Annotated in this window: 15 protein-coding genes and 1 riboswitch; of the genes, 9 read left to right on the forward strand and 6 right to left on the reverse strand. The window is 30.3% G+C overall.

The genetic code is table 11. From position 1 onward, the window contains the following. The first annotated feature begins 210 nt into the window (after positions 1-210). The 4 genes from OCU47_RS01695 (at position 211) to OCU47_RS01710 (ending at position 5,796) form a co-directional block, all read left to right on the forward strand. A complete protein-coding gene (locus OCU47_RS01695) occupies positions 211-714 on the forward strand; it encodes a GAF domain-containing protein (RefSeq protein WP_261826862.1) in 504 nt (167 codons plus the stop codon). Between the two features lie 34 nt (positions 715-748). Further along, positions 749-1,954 carry an alanyl-tRNA editing protein gene (locus OCU47_RS01700; RefSeq protein WP_261826863.1) on the forward strand — a complete coding sequence of 402 codons (1,206 nt, stop codon included), beginning with the start codon at positions 749-751 and terminating at the stop codon, positions 1,952-1,954. Positions 1,955-2,170: 216 nt separating this feature from the next. Then, on the forward strand, positions 2,171-3,910 hold the full coding sequence (locus OCU47_RS01705; RefSeq protein ID WP_482026986.1) for an ABC transporter ATP-binding protein: 1,740 nt from the start codon (positions 2,171-2,173) through the stop codon (positions 3,908-3,910). Continuing rightward, complete coding sequence (locus tag OCU47_RS01710; protein ID WP_261826865.1) at positions 3,910-5,796, forward strand: ABC transporter ATP-binding protein; 1,887 nt, start codon at positions 3,910-3,912, stop codon at positions 5,794-5,796. Before OCU47_RS01705 ends, OCU47_RS01710 begins: the two co-directional genes overlap by 1 nt. A 215-nt stretch (positions 5,797-6,011) precedes the next feature. Here the strand turns inward: OCU47_RS01710 and OCU47_RS01715 are convergent, their stop codons facing one another. Beyond that, entirely contained in the window at positions 6,012-6,614 is a 603-nt protein-coding gene (locus tag OCU47_RS01715; RefSeq protein WP_261826866.1) for a YdcF family protein, read from the reverse strand. Positions 6,615-6,927: 313 nt separating this feature from the next. Here OCU47_RS01715 and OCU47_RS01720 point away from each other — a divergent pair, with 313 nt between their 5' ends. Both OCU47_RS01720 and OCU47_RS01725 read left to right on the forward strand, forming a co-directional pair. Next, on the forward strand, positions 6,928-8,937 hold the full coding sequence (locus OCU47_RS01720) for a methyl-accepting chemotaxis protein (RefSeq protein ID WP_261826867.1): 2,010 nt from the start codon (positions 6,928-6,930) through the stop codon (positions 8,935-8,937). Positions 8,938-9,300: 363 nt separating this feature from the next. Continuing rightward, positions 9,301-10,128 carry a hypothetical protein gene (locus OCU47_RS01725; RefSeq protein ID WP_261826868.1) on the forward strand — a complete coding sequence of 276 codons (828 nt, stop codon included), beginning with the start codon at positions 9,301-9,303 and terminating at the stop codon, positions 10,126-10,128. Between the two features lie 851 nt (positions 10,129-10,979). Here OCU47_RS01725 and thiD read toward each other — a convergent pair. From thiD to cytX, 3 genes are read right to left on the reverse strand one after another with little or no spacing between them, the layout of a single operon-like run. Continuing rightward, the gene (gene thiD, locus OCU47_RS01730) at positions 10,980-11,765 is read right to left on the reverse strand and encodes a bifunctional hydroxymethylpyrimidine kinase/phosphomethylpyrimidine kinase (protein WP_261826869.1); all 786 of its coding nucleotides are present in this window, start codon (positions 11,763-11,765) and stop codon (positions 10,980-10,982) included. Positions 11,766-11,780: 15 nt separating this feature from the next. Continuing rightward, the gene (gene thiM, locus OCU47_RS01735; protein ID WP_261826870.1) at positions 11,781-12,605 is read right to left on the reverse strand and encodes a hydroxyethylthiazole kinase; all 825 of its coding nucleotides are present in this window, start codon (positions 12,603-12,605) and stop codon (positions 11,781-11,783) included. A 22-nt stretch (positions 12,606-12,627) separates the two neighbouring features. Next, positions 12,628-13,812 carry a putative hydroxymethylpyrimidine transporter CytX gene (cytX, locus tag OCU47_RS01740; protein WP_261826871.1) on the reverse strand — a complete coding sequence of 395 codons (1,185 nt, stop codon included), beginning with the start codon at positions 13,810-13,812 and terminating at the stop codon, positions 12,628-12,630. Between the two features lie 50 nt (positions 13,813-13,862). Then, positions 13,863-13,973, reverse strand: a riboswitch (TPP riboswitch). A 241-nt stretch (positions 13,974-14,214) separates the two neighbouring features. Between cytX and OCU47_RS01745 the strand changes: the two genes are divergently transcribed. Next, positions 14,215-15,435, forward strand: a complete 1,221-nt coding sequence (locus OCU47_RS01745; RefSeq protein ID WP_261826872.1) for an MFS transporter — start codon at positions 14,215-14,217, stop codon at positions 15,433-15,435. Positions 15,436-15,482: 47 nt separating this feature from the next. Here OCU47_RS01745 and OCU47_RS01750 read toward each other — a convergent pair whose 3' ends face one another. Beyond that, the gene (locus OCU47_RS01750; protein ID WP_261826873.1) at positions 15,483-15,782 is read right to left on the reverse strand and encodes a winged helix-turn-helix domain-containing protein; all 300 of its coding nucleotides are present in this window, start codon (positions 15,780-15,782) and stop codon (positions 15,483-15,485) included. A 5-nt stretch (positions 15,783-15,787) separates the two neighbouring features. Then, positions 15,788-16,510: a hypothetical protein gene (locus OCU47_RS01755; RefSeq protein WP_261826874.1), complete on the reverse strand. Its 723-nt coding sequence runs from the start codon at positions 16,508-16,510 to the stop codon at positions 15,788-15,790. A gap of 194 nt (positions 16,511-16,704) precedes the next feature. Between OCU47_RS01755 and OCU47_RS01760 the strand changes: the two genes are divergently transcribed. Next, a complete protein-coding gene (locus OCU47_RS01760) occupies positions 16,705-18,066 on the forward strand; it encodes an ABC transporter substrate-binding protein (RefSeq protein ID WP_261826875.1) in 1,362 nt (453 codons plus the stop codon). Between the two features lie 14 nt (positions 18,067-18,080). After that, positions 18,081-18,941, forward strand: coding sequence for a carbohydrate ABC transporter permease (locus OCU47_RS01765; RefSeq protein WP_261826876.1), 861 nt, complete (start codon positions 18,081-18,083; stop codon positions 18,939-18,941). The last annotated feature ends 4 nt before the right edge of the window (positions 18,942-18,945 follow it).

Consider the following 18,945-nt stretch of genomic DNA (forward strand, 5'->3'; position numbering starts at 1 on the left):
TAATCCCTTATAATTATATATATTTGAGACTGATTTTATCATAGACGTTATTTTCTATGGTAATTCAGTCTCTTTTTTTATGATAGGAGACAAATAGAGTGCTTATATACAACTTACATGTAGAAAAATGCAATGTATAGGTGTTATAATGAAACTTAAAAAGATAATAATTTATGTGGTTTCTACGCATTGTTATGAGGAGGAATAATTATGTTTGATATAAAGATGTTTGATGGAATGAGTGAAAAAGATAAGCTAGACAATATGTTACTTATGCTAGAGGGATTAATTCAAGGGGATGAGCTTGGATTAACAAAGCTAAGTAATGCTTCTGCAGTGATTAATGCTATGATAGGCAGAATTAATTGGTGTGGTTTCTATTTGGTACATAATGATGAATTAATTCTTGGACCTTTTCAAGGAATGCCAGCATGTACAAAAATTCAAATAGGTAAAGGGGTATGTGGAACAGCAGCAGAAAAGCAAGAAACTCTATTAATTAAAAATGTACATGAGTTTGAAGGTCATATTGCTTGTGATGCAGCATCTAATTCAGAAGTGGTAGTTCCAATAGTTAAGGATGGAGAGTTGCTTGGGGTTTTAGACTTAGACAGTGAAGAAATTGCAAGATTTACTGACTTAGAAAAGGATTATTTAGAGAAGGCAGTGGATATACTTAACAAATATATAGATTGGAAAAGTATAATAAAATAGAAATTCAAATAACATTTGTGCAGGAGTTGATATTATGGAAAAAATCTATTATGAAGATCAATATGTAAGAGAATTTACAGCAGAGATAGAGGATATCATAGAGAAGGATGGAAAGTTTCATGTTGTTTTAGACAGAACTGCTTTTTTCCCAGGTGGAGGAGGTCAGTCTCAAGACAAAGGAATGATAGATGTACATCCAGTAATTGATGTATATGAAGAGGCTGGAGTAGTCTATCATGTAACAGAAAAAAAGCCTATAAAAATTCATAAGGTTAAATGTGTTTTGGATTGGGAAAATAGGTTTGATGGGATGCAGCAACATTTAGGTCAGCATGTTTTGTCTGGATGCTTTTTTAAGTTATTTAATGCCAATACAGCAGGAATTCATTTGGGAAAAGAAGTTAGTACTATAGATATAATTGGTAGTATTGATGAAAAACAAGTTAGAGCAGTTGAAATTAAGGCGAATGAAGTTATACATCAAGGAATGAAGGTAGAATTCTTATGGCCAACTAAGTCTGAATTGAAAAAACTAGGTTTAAGAAGGGCACTTCCAAATACGGATGAAGCTATAAGGGTAGTAAAAATAGGAGATTTAGATATAAATGCTTGTTGTGGAGTTCATCCAAGTGATTGTAGAGATCTTCAATTAATAAAGATTAAGAAGTGGGAAAAACATAAGAATAATACTACAAGAATAGAATTTTTAGCAGGTAAAAGAGCAGTTGAGGATTACTTTAAAAAAGATGATTTTGTAACAGAGATATGTAGATTTTTAAATTGTAATGAACTTGAAGTAACTAATGCTATAAATAATTTAACAACTCAGTTAAAGGAAGCTCTTGATGAAAATAAGAAATTAACTGAGAAGGTTGGCTCATATGAAGTTAAGGAAATACTAGAAAATGCTGAAAAAATAAAAGATATTACTGTAGTTAAGTGCTTATATACAAATGAAAATTTGAAGTATCTATCTAAGCTAGCTTCAAAGCTTGTAGATAATGAAAAAGTTATAGTTTTATTTGGAAATAAGGTAGAAGATAAGGTGAATTTAAACTTTAGTGCGTCTAAAGATATAAAGGCTGTTAGTATGAATGACTTATTAAAAGATGCCATTACCTTGGTTGATGGAAGAGGCGGTGGAAGTGCTTTGATGGCACAAGGCGCTGGAAAAAATGTAGGTAATGCTGAATCAGCTTTGGACTATGCTTTTATGAAGATAAAAAACACTCTTGCATAGTGAAACTAAATTTATAAGATATAAACATATAAAAATATAAGTAATTGTAGTTGACTTATAGTGGTTGACTAATAAAATTGAGAGAATTACACTTTAGTAGGTTGATTGTAAAAATTAACTTACTATTTTTTTTAACTAATTTAAGTATATTTGCTGATATTAAAAACAATGTACAAAAGATAGTTAAAATTATATGTATATACGTATTAAAGGACGGTGATAAAATTGAAAAAAATTGCATATTACCTTAAGCCATATAAAAAAGAAGTGTGGCTTGCAATATTTTTTATGTGCCTAGATGTTTTGTCAGAAATTATTCAGCCACAATTAATGGCAGCTATTGTAGGTAAAGGTATACAATCGAAAAATTTATCTTACATTGTTATGATAGGTATTATAATGATAATTTTCTCAGGAATATCTATTATAGGTGGCATAGGAAATTCTAAGTTTTCTGCCAAGTCAGGAGTAGGATTTGCAGCCAATCTTAGAAAGGGTCTTTTTTCTAAAGTTCAGACTTTTTCTTTTAAGAACATAGATGATTTTTCTACAGCTTCGTTGAGCACAAGACTTACAAATGATGTTACGCAATTACAAAATACTGTGATAATGGGACTAAGAATTTGTGTTAAAGCTCCATTAATGTTTATTTTTGCACTTTTAATGGCTATTAGTCTGAATGCATCCCTAGCAGTTATTTTAGCTATAGTAATTCCAGTGATAATTATTGCTTTAGGAACGATTATCTATAAGGTTATGCCTTTATTTCAAAAGTTAAGGAAGTGCCTAGATGGGTTAAATGCCAGTGTTCAAGAAAATGTAACCAATGTTCGTGTAGTTAAATCCTTTGTTAGAGAAGAATATGAAAAACAAAAGTTTTATGGAACTAACGACAAGTTAATGAAATCATCTTTTGAGGCTATAAACATAGTGATTTTTAATATGCCAATAATGATGTTTGCAATGAATTCTGCAATTGTAGCAGTTTTGTGGTTTGGAGGTTCACAAGTTATTCATGGAACTCTTGATGTAGCCTCAATGACTGCTTTTATAAACTATATTTTTATGATTCTTATGTCATTAATGGTTCTTTCAATGATATTTATTATGGTAACACAAGCCAGTGCTTCTTATAAACGTATTTTAGAAGTACTTAACACAGTTGTGGATCTTGAAGATGAGGCTTCAGCAAAAGATGTTGAACTTATACAAGGTGAAGTTGAATTTAAGAATGTGAGCTTTAAGTATAATCTAGAGCAAGATGAAACTATTTTAGAGAATATAAATTTTAAAGCTCATAAGGGTGAAGTTGTGGCAATCATAGGTGGGACAGGCTCAGGAAAAAGTTCACTAGTTCAATTGATTCCAAGACTTTATGATGTAACTTCTGGTGAGATTCTTATTGATGGCAAGAATTTAATTGATTATACTATTGAATCTTTGCGTAATAACATAGGAATGGTTCTGCAGAAGAATACCTTATTTTCAGGAACTATTCGAGATAACCTTAAGTGGGGAAATTTGAATGCAACAGATGAAGAAATAATAGAAGCAGCAAAGAATGCCCAAGCTCATGATTTTATAATGGGATTTCCTGATGGGTATGATACTTGGATTGATCAAGGTGGTGTAAATGTATCTGGAGGACAAAAGCAACGTTTATGTATTGCAAGGGCGATGCTTAAGAAACCACCTATTCTAATTCTTGATGATAGTACTAGTGCTGTGGATACTGCTACCGAAGGTAAAATAAGGACTGCATTTAGCACTACATTGAAGGATACTACAACTTTTATAATTGCTCAAAGAATTAGTTCTGTTCAGGATGCAGATAAGATAATTGTACTTGAAGATGGTAAAATAGTGGGTTTAGGAACTCATGAAGAGCTATTAGAGAGTAATGAGGAGTATCAGGAAATTTATAATTCACAACAAAGAAAAGAGGTGAATGCATAATGAGAAAAGCAAAGAAAGAAAAACAAGAGCAAGCTTCTCAAGGTAAAAACCTTCGTAAACCTAAGAATGTGAAAAAAACAATCAAGTATTTATGGAAATATATAAGTCGTAATAAAATAGCTCTTATACTAGCATTTGCTATGGTACTTGTTAATATAGTTACTTCATTAGCATCACTTTCGTATTTACAGCCAATAATAGATAATTTTCTTCAACCTGTTGGGGGGAACTTATCAATATCAGCACGTTTTGCAGGACTTTTACATGGAGTTATTGTATTAGGTTCAATCTTTTTAATTGGAGTTGTGGCTGCTTATTTGCAAAGCAGACTAATGGTTATAGTTGCACAACATACTATAACTGATATCAGAAATGATTTATTTTCACATCTTCAGCAGCTTTCAGTAAGATACTTTGATTCTAATACTCATGGTGAATTGATGAGTCGTTTTACAAATGATGTGGATACTTTGTATGATGCTACACAAAATGGAATTGTTACTCTTTTTTCTAGTGCAATTACTCTAACGGGGATCTTTTCTTTAATGATATATAGAAATTGGTTGTTAACATTGGTAGTAGTAGTTATTGCACCTTTAATAGCTATATCTGCAAGTAAGTTAATGAAAGTCAGTAGTAAATACTTTGTGGCTCAGCAGAAGAATTTAGGAGCGGTAAATGGGTATGTTGAAGAAATAATGACAGGGCAGAAAGTAGTAAAAGTATTCTGCTATGAAGAAACTGCTGAGAAAGAATTTGATAAGTTAAACAATGCTCTTTGTGAAGCAGCAACCACTGCTCAAGGGTACGCTGGAATGATGATGCCATTATCAAAAAATATTAATTATCTTACCTATGCATTAGTTGCTGCAATAGGGGGAGTGCTTTCTGTATTTGGTCACATTAGTGTTGGAGGCTTAGTTGTATTCTTGCAGCTTACTCAACAAATAGGAAGACCTATAAATGAAGCTTCAAATCAATATAATAGTTTAGTATCAGCAATAGCAGGTGCTGAACGTATTTTTGAAGTTATGGAAGAAAAGGTTGAAGAAAAGGATCCAGAGGATGCGTGGGAACTTATAAAAAACAATACTGGTGAATTCTTCTGGAAGCTGCCTAGTAAAGATGGAAACACAGAAAAACTTATTCCTGTGAAAGGTGATGTTAGATTTAATAATGTGACATTCGGTTACAATGACAATAAAACTATATTAAAGGATATTTCTCTTTATGCTAAACCAGGGCAAAAAATTGCATTTGTAGGTTCTACAGGTGCAGGAAAAACAACTGTAATTAATCTATTAACAAGATTCTATGAAATAAATGAAGGTTCAGTAACAGTGGATGGTATAGATTTAAAGCATATTAAAAAAGATAGCTTAAGAAATGCAATATCTATAGTGTTACAAGATACACATCTTTTTACGGGTACAGTAAGAGAAAACATTAGATATGGTAGAATTAATGCTACTGATGAAGAAATAGAAGAAGCAGCAAAGTTAGCAAGTGCACATTCCTTTATAAAACGTCTTCCTCATGGATATGATACTATAATTGAAGGTGATGGTGCTAACTTGAGTCAAGGTCAACGTCAACTTCTAAATATAGCAAGAGCAGCAGTAGCAGATGCTCCTATTCTAATTCTTGATGAAGCAACAAGTTCTGTTGATACAAGGACTGAGCTTCATATTGAGCATGGACTAGATAGACTTATGAAGGACAGAACAACCTTTGTTATTGCTCATAGACTTTCCACAGTTCGTAATTCTAATGCAATCATGGTTATGGATCAAGGTGAGATTATTGAACGTGGAACTCATGATGAATTGCTTGATTTAAAAGGAAGATACTATCAGTTGTATACTGGTGCTATTGAATTGGATTAATAAGTCATATTAAAGCAAATAAGTTTATATGTTAATCTATTTAGACTTGTTATTTATTTTCAGATGACTAAATAGAAGTAAAATTGGAACAAAGTAAAGAGATAGTATTGAAGATATAACTTAGAAAGTTAATTTTCAATACTATCTTTTGGGGTTAATAGTTCTATTTAATAAAAAGATATGTTCATTATAGTTACTATAATTTCATTCTGAAGTCATTTAAGAAATTCTCTATAGAAAGGGATAGCTTCTTGAAGCTGATCACCACATCTCATAAGTTCACCCATTACACGCTTTATTCCGTAGTCACTTTTATACCAATTGTTTTTGTTTATACCTTGAGTTTCAGCAGGACAAAGTAAAAATTCTGCTTCAGGAAATGCCCATTTATAATACATCAAGCATCGTCTTGCATGAAAGGCTTGACAACAAATAATGGCTTTTTTTATGTTCAAGTTATTTTCATCAGTGACCTTACGAGATTTAAAGGCATTTTCATAAGTAAATTCAGCAGAATCTTCTCTTAAAATTGCAGTAGAAGGTACTCCACATTTTATTAATACATCCTTCATATATTCCCATTCAGTAGCATAGTTTCCATTGTAGATATCTGATTTTGCCTTAGGTCCAGGGAAATATCCTAAATTCACACCATACTTTCCAGAAGGTAGAATATAAGGTACATCTTCATGTTTATATATTTCAGCTGCTCTTTCTGTAGGTGCAGGCCAAGAAGTCCCTGCAATAAAGATTATATCAGCCTTTTCAGGCTGGTTATCTAAAAATATAAAATTAGTAATATCATTAATAATCTTCAAAGTAATTCCCCCAATTTTTAAATTATAATGTTAAATTTTTTGATATTCCCTTATATTATGAAAAGTGTTATTTCAAATAACTTTCTATTCTAATTATACTAATTTCCTCCATATGGTCAATATAAAAAGGGATAACCATTAATAGTATAAAAGACAAAATAATATATTTTATGACTAAAATCTTGATAATTGTCATAAAAAATTGAAATAGGAAGAATATAGGTATAAAATAGGAAGCATAGGGTTATTTGATTATTTTAATAAAATATTAAAGTGAGTTGAGAAGATTAATTTGGCTGGGAGGAAACAATATATGAAGTTTAGAAACAAATTACTAACAAAATTAATAGGTAGTATTTCATTATTAGTAATATTACCTATAATCTCTTTAGGTTGTATTTCTGTATATAAATCCAAAAGTTCGCTTGAACAAACTTTAAAATTAGCAAGTAAGCAAACACTTAAAGAAGTAAATAAAGGGTTTTCAAATCGTGTGGAAACAATATCAAGACAAGTTAATGTACTTACAAAAGATGATGACATACCAGATTTAACTGATTCCGAAGTAGAGCATAAGACAACAGTAGGATATGTTCAGCAGTCTATGAAGGTCACAAAAGAAACTAATGAAGGTATTCTAAATGCATATTATGCAGGGGAATATGGGGAAATAATATTAGATAGTAAAGTGATGAATATAAAGGATTTTAATTTTAAAGAAAGAGATTGGTACAAGTTAGCTAAAGAGGCTAACGGAAAAGTGATATTTACTAAGCCATTTAAAGATAATGTTACAGGCAAACAAATTATGACTATAGCACAAGCAGTGATGGATTCAGATAATAAATTTGTTGGAGTTGTAGCCATAGATTTATCTTTGGAATCTATGGAGTCATATTTTAAAAGTACAAAGTTATTAAATACTGGATTGATATTTCTTGTGGATGGTGATGGTAATGTTATATTAAGTAATAGCAATGATAAAAAAGGCGTGAAGAATTTTAGCGAGCTACCAGTTTGGAATAATGTGAAATCAGAAGCAGAAGGTAGCTACGAATGGAAGGATAAGCAAGGAAAATTAGATTACATATCACAAGAAACTAATCAAGCTACTTCATGGAAGTTAATTGGGATGATAAATGGGGATGAAGTAAGGTCTAATATACGGGAACTGAACCTAGCAATAGTTATTACCATGGCAATAGCTATAGTTGCCGGAGTTATACTTGGGGCTATAATTGCGTTACGGATAATGAAAGAATTAAATAAAGTAAATAGAGTAATAGGCAAGGTAGCTAATGGAGACTTTACTGAGAGAGTAAAGGTAACAGTAAAAGATGAATTTGGCATCTTGGGGAACAATGTTAACTCTATGGTGGAAAATGTATCAGAGCTTATACAAAGTGTTGAAACAACATCACAATCATTAGTAGAAGCATCAATTAATATTTCAAGTATGTCAGAAGAGACTACAGCATCAGTTTCAGAGGTATCACATGCTATTCAAGAAGTTGCTAATGGTGCAACAAGCCAGGCTCAATCATCTACAAGTGTAAGTGAAAGTGTAGAGGCATTGTCAAATGGCATGGATGAAATTGCAAAAGAAACTGAAGGTATTAGTAATTTATCTGATAAAACTGAACACTTAAGTAGTAGAGGATTAAGAACTATTAGTGCACTTAGGGAAAAGTCAAAGAAAACAAAGGAGAACTCAATTGAGACAACAAGTATAGTCACTGATATGGTTAAGAGCATAGAGAAGATTAATTATATATCAAATGCTATATCAGAAATAACAGAACAAACTAATTTATTATCCTTAAATGCAAGCATAGAAGCAGCAAGGGCAGGCGAGTCAGGACGAGGGTTTGCCGTAGTTGCTGAAGAAATAAGAGGACTATCAGAAGAATCAAGAAATTCTACAAATCAGATTCAAAGTATTGTAGAAGAGATAAATTCTAAGGCTAATGCAGCTAGAGAGGCTATGATTGAAAGTACAAAGCTTTTAGAAGTTCAGGATACTGAGATGGAATCTACTAAAGCGTTATTTAATGAAATAGCTGATTCAGTGGTTCAATTAACTGAAGCAATTAAGAAGATAAAAACTTTAAATGAAAAAATTAATGAAAATAAGTCAGAAGTAGCAGAACAAGTGGAGAGTATTGCATCTGTATCTGAGGAAACAGCTTCAGTTTCAGAGCAAGTATCAGCTTCAGTACAAGAAGTAAATGCAACAATGGACGAGCTTACTGAGTATGCTAATAATCTTGAAAGTGTTGCTAATAAATTGAAGATTGAAATAAGTAAGTTTAAGTTCGATTAGGAAGTCTGTAGAGTATTTTAGTAAGAGTTATTATAGTTATAAAGCCTGTTATGTAGGGGGTACATAACAGGCTTTAGTTATAAGTATTATAAATTTATATTGAGGGATCTAAATTAGTGAAAAATTAAAATAATATAGGGAAAAGTATTAGTGCTGCAACTGCAATAGCCAAAGCTACTGCTTCTACTGCAATAATGACATTATATTTAATAATATTTCTTCTATACAATTCAATCACCCCTTGTTATGATTATTGACTTTTATATAATTTTTAAACATTGAAATATTTATAATTTATTTACATTTATGTCTAATAGGTGATAAACTAATTAAAAACAAATAATTTATTAGCGGGGAGATTTTATGAAGAAAAAAGTTATAATTAGCATTATAGTATTATTATTAATTCTACTTGGCGGTGCTGGAACTTATTTATTTCTTAATGAGCAAAAGCAGAGTAAATTTGAGGCTTTATTGAATTCTGCAGAAAAGTTTATGGCAGCAAAAAAATATGAAGAAGCAAAAAGTGTATACAAACAAGCTCTTGATGTTAAATCTGATGACAAGGTTAATGGTAAAATTAATGAAATAAAACAAATTGAAGATAGTATTAAGAAACTTGATGAAGTGCAGAAGATACTTGATAGTGGTACAGTTGAAGATGCATGTATAGCAATAGAAAAAATAACTTATAAATCTAAGGATATAGATGAAAGAGTTAATAACTTAAATGATAAGATAGATGAAAAAAAGAAAATTGAAGAGCAAGAACGAGCTAATAATGAAGAGAGCAGTTCTCATGAAATTATTGGAGTCGGAGGAATTAGAAAAATGGAACATCCTTGTATCGGTAGTAGTGATGCTGAAGGGGTGGAAAATGAACTTAGAGAATTTCAACAGCATATCAAAGTTTTTAGAGTTAGTTTAGGAACAAAAAGTTACAATATAGCTACTAGTAATCCACCAATACCACCGGCAGCAGGATATCGTCCTTTTCAAAGCTTTTTAAAAGCCTGCGTATCTCATTTTGTTCAAGTAAGGAATGATTTGAATCCAGAAAACATGAAATTTGATGCAATCGTTTGTGATGGATCATTTTATATTAATGTAATAGATGGGAAAACAATTGTTTATTCATGTGCCTTTGATTTGTATTCAGATGTAATTATGATGTATTATTCTAATAAGTAAGAAATTAAAAGTAGCAACCAACTCATAATAGATATAAGTTGATTGCTACTCTATAAAAGAGCACTTAACAATCTTCACTTGCACCAATATAAGTAAAAAATTTATCAAAAGTAGATAAATTAGAATACCAAATAATAATCTTTCGACTATTATATAGCACCTACTCACCTATAAAGATGGTTTGTTCAACTACATAAAATATTTTCACAACTATAAATAACCTTTCGGCTAAATATAACCATTAGATCGAAATCATGCAATACTTTAGGCAATCTTAGCTCGACTCCATATCATAAGTTGGAACCTTTATATAATCAAATTACTTCGACTATATAAAAGCTTTTCCTCACAGTATAGAATTTTATCTCCGACTATATATAAGCTAAAATTTATTATGATTTTAACCTATAGGTAATCTTTGCTCGACTTATATTCACCTCTTTATCAAAAGCAAATATAAATCTTTGCTCGACTGTTAAGCACCCTATGCTATTATGATAACCAGTAGAAGTTTTTATATACTTAGTAATTAATGGATATATGCAAGTATTAAATATTTAGTGCAAACCCTTATATATTCAAGTAAATAAAATACATGTTTGAGTAATATGTACGGTTATTTAGGTAGAATTCTATTTAGAACTTATTAGAACTTATACAGTAAGAGCTATGTAGAAGTGTTCCACTAAAATGTTGGTGGACAAGTTCTGAAATTTTGACAAAAAAACCTATAATTCTACCAACATTTAGATGGAATAGAACTATAGGCGTTTTTAAAATATTCACATTAGGATATATAAGATCGTATATGAGAATATCGTCTTAAATTCGCAAATCAAATATTTATTAGTTTAAATAATTATGTTAAAGCAATGATTTAGTGGGCCACTTCCAGCACCTAAATCAAGATTTGCTTTCAATGCACCAGTAATGTAACTTTTTGCATTTTTGACACTATCATTCATATTGAAACCTAGTGCAAGGTTAGAGGCAATGGCAGATGAAAGTGTGCAGCCAGTTCCGTGAGTGTTTGGATTATCAATCTTTTCTCCATTAAACCAAGTAACTTTCCCATCAATATATAATAAGTCGTCAGCACTATCTGTAAGATGCCCACCTTTTATTAAAACAGAACCATTTAATAGTGATGAAATCACCTTAGCTGCTTCTAACATTTGTTCAGTATTTTCAATGGAGAAGCCGCAAAGAGCTTCAGCTTCAGAAATATTTGGAGTTATAATATCAGCTAGTGGTATAAGTTTGTTTTTTAAAGTATCCATAGCGTCACTGCACATCAAGGCATGGCCGCTTGTTGAAAACATCACAGGATCTACAACTATATTTTGGGCATTATACTCTTTAAGTTTTTTTACTATGACATCAATTAGAGAAATTGAAGACACCATTCCTATTTTAATTGCATCTGGGAAGATATCTTTAAATATGCAATCAAGCTGTTGTTCTAAGAATTCAGAAGTGGATTCTAAAACTCCATAGACTCCAGTGGTATTTTGAGCTGTTAATGCTGTAATGGCACTCATAGCATAAACTTTATGAGCTGTCATTGTCTTAATATCAGCTTGAATTCCAGCACCACCACTGCAATCTGAACCAGCAATAGTTAAAACCTTTTTCATAGTAATCCTCCTAATCTATATTGTTTCTATTTTCATTTTTTTATTTAATATAGAGCTGTTTATTTTGCTCATATAATCAATTATATATGTTCTTAATGAAGAGGTTCCCTCATCAAGTTTAGTTACTTTCTCTAATGCTAATTCCCCACATATACCCATGGCAGAAACGGCACAAGCTGTTGAATCTAAAAGATTATCATAATTTCCACCACAGAAGCTTGCTATAACTGTAGTTAACATGCAGCCTGTACCTGTGATTTTTGACATAGCAGAAGTACCATTCTTAATTATATAGGCTTTTTGGCTATCAGCTACTATATCTATAGCACCTGTAATAGCGATAATTGCTCCTGTTTTTTGGCTTAGAGCTTTAGCAAAGCTAACTACTTCTTTTAAATTATCATTACTTACTGCATCATTAATATCTGTATCAACACCTTTAGTAGTGCCACTGCCAGCATTTACAGCCTTAATTTCTGAGATATTTCCTCTAATAACTGAAAAGTTAACTGCACTTAAAAGTTTTTTTACAGTATCATTTCTAAATTTTGAAGCACCAGCTCCTACAGGGTCAAGAATAACTGGATGTTTTAATTCGTTAGCTTTCTTACCAGCCTTTATCATGGAATCAATAGTGCGTTCATTAAGAGTACCAATGTTAATTACAAGAGTGTTACATATAGATGTGATATCTTCAACCTCATTGATATCGTCTGCCATTATTGGTGAGCCACCACAAGCAAGAATTATATTGGCACAATCATTAACAGTAACATAATTTGTAATGCTGTGAACTAGAGGTGTTTTTTCTTGAACATTTTTTAAAATTTCTTCAAACATATTTTTCCCTCCCAAAGAATTTTTATTTGCGGATAATTTTTTTAAAATAATTAACGAGTAAACATAAAATAGAAACAACAATCATTACAGGAACAGTACTGCCTAAAGGCGTATCTAATTGAATAAACTTTCTATATACAATAAATCCTATTATCCACACAATGATATTGGATATATTAACTGATTCTGTAACCTGTGTATGTTTTAATATAAAATAATCTGTAATTAGTATAGTAATCATAGGTGCAAACACTGAACCTATAAAGTAAAGGAAATCTTGATATTGTTCAATTGGAGTAAACATTGCTATAACAGTTCCGATGATACAAACAAGAATTGTTATAAACTTTTCGTTTAAATTTTTATTTATATTAAGTGCGCTTATGGCAGCTGAATATACATCTAAAAATGTAGTAGTAACTGTAGAAAGTAGTACAACTATTACCCCAGCGATTCCAAGTCCAGCACTAACTAAGATTTGAGATATATCTGTGGTACCAGTATATAATGCAGCTCCTAACCCAATAATGTACATAAAGTTACTACCTATAAAATAAGAAATAACGCTAATGGCATTTGCGGCTTTAGGTTTGTCAGCCTTACTTGTATAATCAGCTATTAGTGGCAGCCAAGATAATGGCATAGCTACACCTAGCTCAACAGCAGTTCCAAAGCTCATTACATCACTTGAGGAATAAACTTTATTTCCTTTAAAAATTATTGCAGCGAGAATACCACATAATACTAATAAACCACCAACTGCAAATAAGTTAAGTTTGCCTAGATTTTTAATTCCTACAACTATCCAGATTATTATTAGCAAACCAATCAGTATACACCATAACCATTCATTATGGTAATTTATAATTGAACCAGTTATAGTATCTAAAGCTTTTGCACCACTAATAACCATAACAGCAGTCCAACCTATTAGTTGAAGAATATTTAGAATTGAAAATAGGTATGAGCCTTTTTCACCAAAAGAGATTCTCCCAGATTCCATAGAGGCCATTCCACTTTTAGACCCAATAAGTCCTGCAAAGTATAAAAGAATACAGCCAATAAAATGACCTAAAACAATTGCGGTTACTCCTGTACTGAAACCCAGTGGGGCAATAAGTGAACCTGTTAATATTTCTGCAATAGAAATTGCAGCTCCAAACCACAATAAAGAATTGTTTAATAGAGAAGTTTTTTCTTTAGTCATAATTACACTCCTTAAAATAAAATATAGGACATACCAACGGTACATCCTATTAACATCATTTTAAGGTTTCCTACGTTGGCATTATCCAAATCAGGTATATGGGTCGAAGTTAATGTTTACTTCCTCTCAGCCTGCCAATACAAGCTCCCCTGGTATTTAATTGTCATCTGAAAATAAATAACAAGTTCAAATATGCGTCGCATATGGACTTACTTATTATCAGAGTATGTCATATCCAATAAAGTATATAACAATAGAATTTTTTTGTAAAGAATATTTTATAAGTAAAAATCTTCCCTACATTCTTATTATAGCACAGAAAAAAAATAAATTGCAGACTTATATTAGGAAAAAAATGTATGTATAATAAAGCCATTGTTTCATAAAAGGGGGAATGGTTCTATGTATAAAAACTTAGTTAAAAATAAAAGTTTTATGCTATTGAGTTTAGGAGGATTTATTTCAGCTATTGGGGACTATATGTATTATGTAGCCATAACAATTGCACTCTATGATATGACCAAATCTGTAATGTCAATTGCATTAATGTGGCTTTCAAGGGCAGTGTTGAGAATTCCGGTTCAATATTTAGCAGGCATAATGACAGATAGATATAATAAGAAAAAAATCATTTTTTACGCAAACTCAATCAGTTCAATAATAGCATTTCTATTTATTTTTGCAGATAACAATAGAATTTGGCTTGCATATATATTAGCTTTTCTTTTACAGTCACTAAATGATTTAGATGAAAGTTCTGAAAGTGCAATTCTTCCAGAGTTAGTTATAAAAGAAGAATTACCATATGCTAATTCTGTATTTTCAGTTTTGCAATCTATATGTACATTTTTATCTCCAGCTTTGGCAGGCGTAATTTATAAAGTCTACGGAAGCAATATATTATTTGTAATTAATGCAATAAGTTTTCTTATAGCAGGAGTTTTATTTAGCTTTATAAAATATACACACTGCACTGTAGGCAATAGTATATCTAAGTTTGAAATATTTAAGAGTGGAGCAGAAGGATTTAAAATTATATTAAAATATACAGATATAAAAAATATGCTTGTAGTTGTTAGCATGATTGCGGTTTTAGGAAGATTCTATGAAACTTATAAGGTAGTTATAGCAGATGTGCAATTAAGAATAGGTTCTGATGGGATAATTTATTTTGATTATGCTTTTGCAATAGGAGGTCTATTAGTTCCTTTAATTTTAAAGTGGCTATCAAAATATAAACAAATAAAAATATTTATAATAGCCTCATTAATAACAGGAATAGGTTTTTTGATTTTTGGATATTCCAATCAGTTTATATTTACATTTATAGTTTTAATATTAGTAGGCATTGTCCAAACAATCCAAGGTATATACTCAAGAAGCATAATACAAAAAGAAATACCTCAAGAGTATATTGGAAGAGTATTTTCTTTCTATAAAATACTTCTAACTGCTTTTGCAATCTTAGGATTAATAATCGCAGATCCTTTATATAAAGCTTTAGGAGCAGGAAATTCATTTTTCATTATAGTGCTTGTTTTATTGATTATATGTGTGAAACAGTTGCTTCATAAGGATAATAATTGTAATAGTAATAGTAATTTAGAAAAGAGAAACTTATAGTGAAGGAAGAAAATAGTATTATAGATTAAATAAACAGAATATAAGCTCTAATTGTCGTTTAGTTTTATTAAGGATTCAAGTAAATCCACATATTCAGATAATTTTTGTCTTCCAAGTTCAGTTAATGTATAGGTAGTTTTAGGACGTTTACCTACAAAAGCCTTATCAACAGTAATGTGTTGAATGTTTTCAAGTTTAGTTAGGTGCGAACTTAAATTTCCATCAGTCGCACCTGTAATTTCTTTTAGTTCGCTGAAGCTTTTAGGACCGTTGAGCAAGGAGCATTGAATTGCTATCCTAATCTTTGATTCAAAAGCTTCAGATATTGAATTAAAATCCATATCCATACGCATCACCTTACATCGATTAATTTTAGATATATACCAATAATAATTACTGTGACTGGTGTAATAAAAATAAAATAGTAGCTTACCAATAAAGGAAAAACCATTAAGCATAAGCAAGCAATAACATATACAATAAACATTAACTTAGGCAGCCTAAGATTAGTAAATATAGTTAACATTAACAAGCCAATTGAAAGAGTAAAAAGGTTAAAAATAGTTATAATGTAGATACCATATTCACTGTAAATTGGTGAGTTTATAGAGAATTGTGGATCAATAGATAGTGCGAATCTTTCCATTAAGCTAGGGAAAAATATTATGCAAATCATATTAAAAATTATAATGCATATCCATAGTATAATCAATTGTTTGCTTAGACCAGTTAAGCTATTTTTTTTAATTATTTTTGACATTTTTATTATCACGAATATTAGTAGTGCAAAAAATATAAGTTCAAAAATAGAGATAATTATATTAAGTGTTGTTCCATTTTCAATGTAAATAGATTTACCCAAAATTTCTATATAAGCTCTGTATTCATTATTGCTTGAGTATTGTCCAATTACTGGTATATTCGAAGTAGTAATTATAGCTATCATAACAAGTAAATACATGCCTAATTGTATAAATGAGGTACTCAATTTCTTTAATGATATGGAAGTACTGTCAATTACATTTTTTATAAATTCTACATCTTTAATCGCATTTTCAATTTCTTTATTACTCATATACTAAACTCCTTATTAAAAATAAATTTGTAAAACAAAGTATAGCACTAAAAAATGGAGTTGTAAATACTTGTGTTTATAGGACTTTGTATCAATAAAAGTATATTAAAATAAATTATTCAATAAATTGACAAATGACTTACTGAGCAGTATACTTTATAAAACAAAGTAATTTGGAGGATGGTGGCTAAATAATGAGGGGATTTATAAAAAATAAAAAAGTAATAGTAATAACGTTAATCATTGCTGTTATTTTGGGTCTGGGATTTTATCCTATTATAAACAAAAAGATTAAGGGTTATAATTCAAACAATGTTAGTAGCAACACATTGAAAATTTATATGTATAATAATGATCCTTATCTAAGAACTGCGATAGATGAATTTAAATCAAAGTATCCCAATATAAGAGTTGATGAAGTGAATTTTACAGATTTGCAACAATATAAAGAAAAATTATCTACTCAAGTTATGGGGGGAGAAGGGCCAGATGTGGTTTTGTTTGATGATTATATTATAGATAGTATAAGCAAGGTTTTAAAAAATGGTGTCTTTGAAGACATGAATCCATTTATACAAAAAGATAAGACTTTTAAGAAAGAGGATTATAATGCTCAGATTATGAAATGTGGGGTATATAAAGATAAGTTGAATTTTGTACCAGTTAGCTATAAAGTCCCATTATTCATTAGTACTCAGGAAATATTAAAAAATAATAGTATAAGGTGTGAAAATGGTTATACAACTAAGCAGTTTATGGATAATATTTTGCAGCATGCATCAAGTATAAACGGAAAAGAAGAAAAATATATTTTTTCGGATTCTATACCATTATCTGATTTTATTATTAGCAGTGGATTAAATTTTGTTGATTATGAGAATAAAAAAACAAATTTTAATAATGAAGACGTAGCAAAAATGATAAACACTTATAAAGTGTTAAGCAAATATTTTGCTGATGATAAGATTAAGCAAAAGTATGTAGATGGGGTATACGGTATGATTAAGGACGGCTCAACTATATTCCTTAATGATAATATGTTGGAAGAACCAGTCAATGTTATGGAAACATATTCTGTGATAAAACAAGCAATGAATCAAGAGGAGGTTATGTGCCCATTTCCAACATATAATGGTGGTGGAAAAATTACTGCTATTGCAGATGAATGTATGGCTATAAATAAGAATTCTAAAAACAAAGAGATGGCATATAACTTTATAAAATGTGCCATCTCTGAAAAGGTGCAAGCTAGCAAATGTATGCGCTATATCCCAGTAAATAATAATGCTGTGAAAGATATTTTGGACGAATGCAAGGAAAAATTTGAAGGACAAGAAACTGAGATTAATAATCAAAAAGTAATAATGCACTTACCAAAGAATTTAGAAAATAATTATAAATCACTTATAAGTAATATTAATAGATGTGAGTTCATTGATTTGGAAATAGAAGCACTAACGGAACGAGCGTTGGATGGATACTTTAAAGATAAGAGTTCCTATGAAAATTCAATTAAAGAAGCTGAAGAGAAAGTGAAGCTATATTTAAACGAATAGCTGGAGGAATAGATATGAAATTAAGAAATAAGGAAGCAATGGCTGGATATTTTTTTATAGCTCCAAGCATAATAGGATATCTTATATTCTTTGGAGTTCCATTTATAATAAGTCTATATTTTTGCTTTACTAAAGGTATAGGTGATGTTGAGTATGTTGGATTTCAAAATTTTATTGATTTATTAAGCAGTGAAACTTTTCAATTAGCAGCAAAGAATACGTTATATTTTAATGTTGTTAGTGTTCCATTAAATTTATGTATATCTTTAGTTATGGCAGTAGTGCTAAATAGTAAATTGAAGGGGATATCATATTTTAGAACTATCTTCGTTATGCCGTTAGTTATTCCATCAGCATCAGTTGTATTAGTATGGCAAATATTTTTCCATTCAAGTGGTGTATTAAACGATTTTTTATCTATTTTTGGATATAAATCTACAGACTGGCTCAATTCACCTTGGGCATTTAATATATTAGTATTATTTTATATATGGAAGAATTGTGGATATAATATAATAATTTTTCTAGCAGGGTTAAATAGTATTTCTCAACATTATTATGAAGCTGCATATATTGATGGATGTGGAAAGTTCAAGAGCTTTTGTAAGATTACCATTCCAATGCTTATGCCAACTACATTTTTCGTTTTTGTATTTTCTATAATAAACTCTTTCAAAGTATATAGAGAGGCATTTATGCTAGGTGGGAATTATCCACATTCCAGCATATATATGCTTCAGCATTTTATGAATAATAATTTTTATAACTTAAACTATCAAAGATTATCTACAGCAGCATTTCTAGTATTTATATTTATAGCACTTTTAGTTTATATATTATTGAAATTTGAAAAAAGGTATGGGGAAGACTGTTAAGTCT

This window comes from Clostridium sp. TW13, assembly GCF_024345225.1.
Classification (GTDB): domain Bacteria; phylum Bacillota; class Clostridia; order Clostridiales; family Clostridiaceae; genus Inconstantimicrobium; species Inconstantimicrobium mannanitabidum.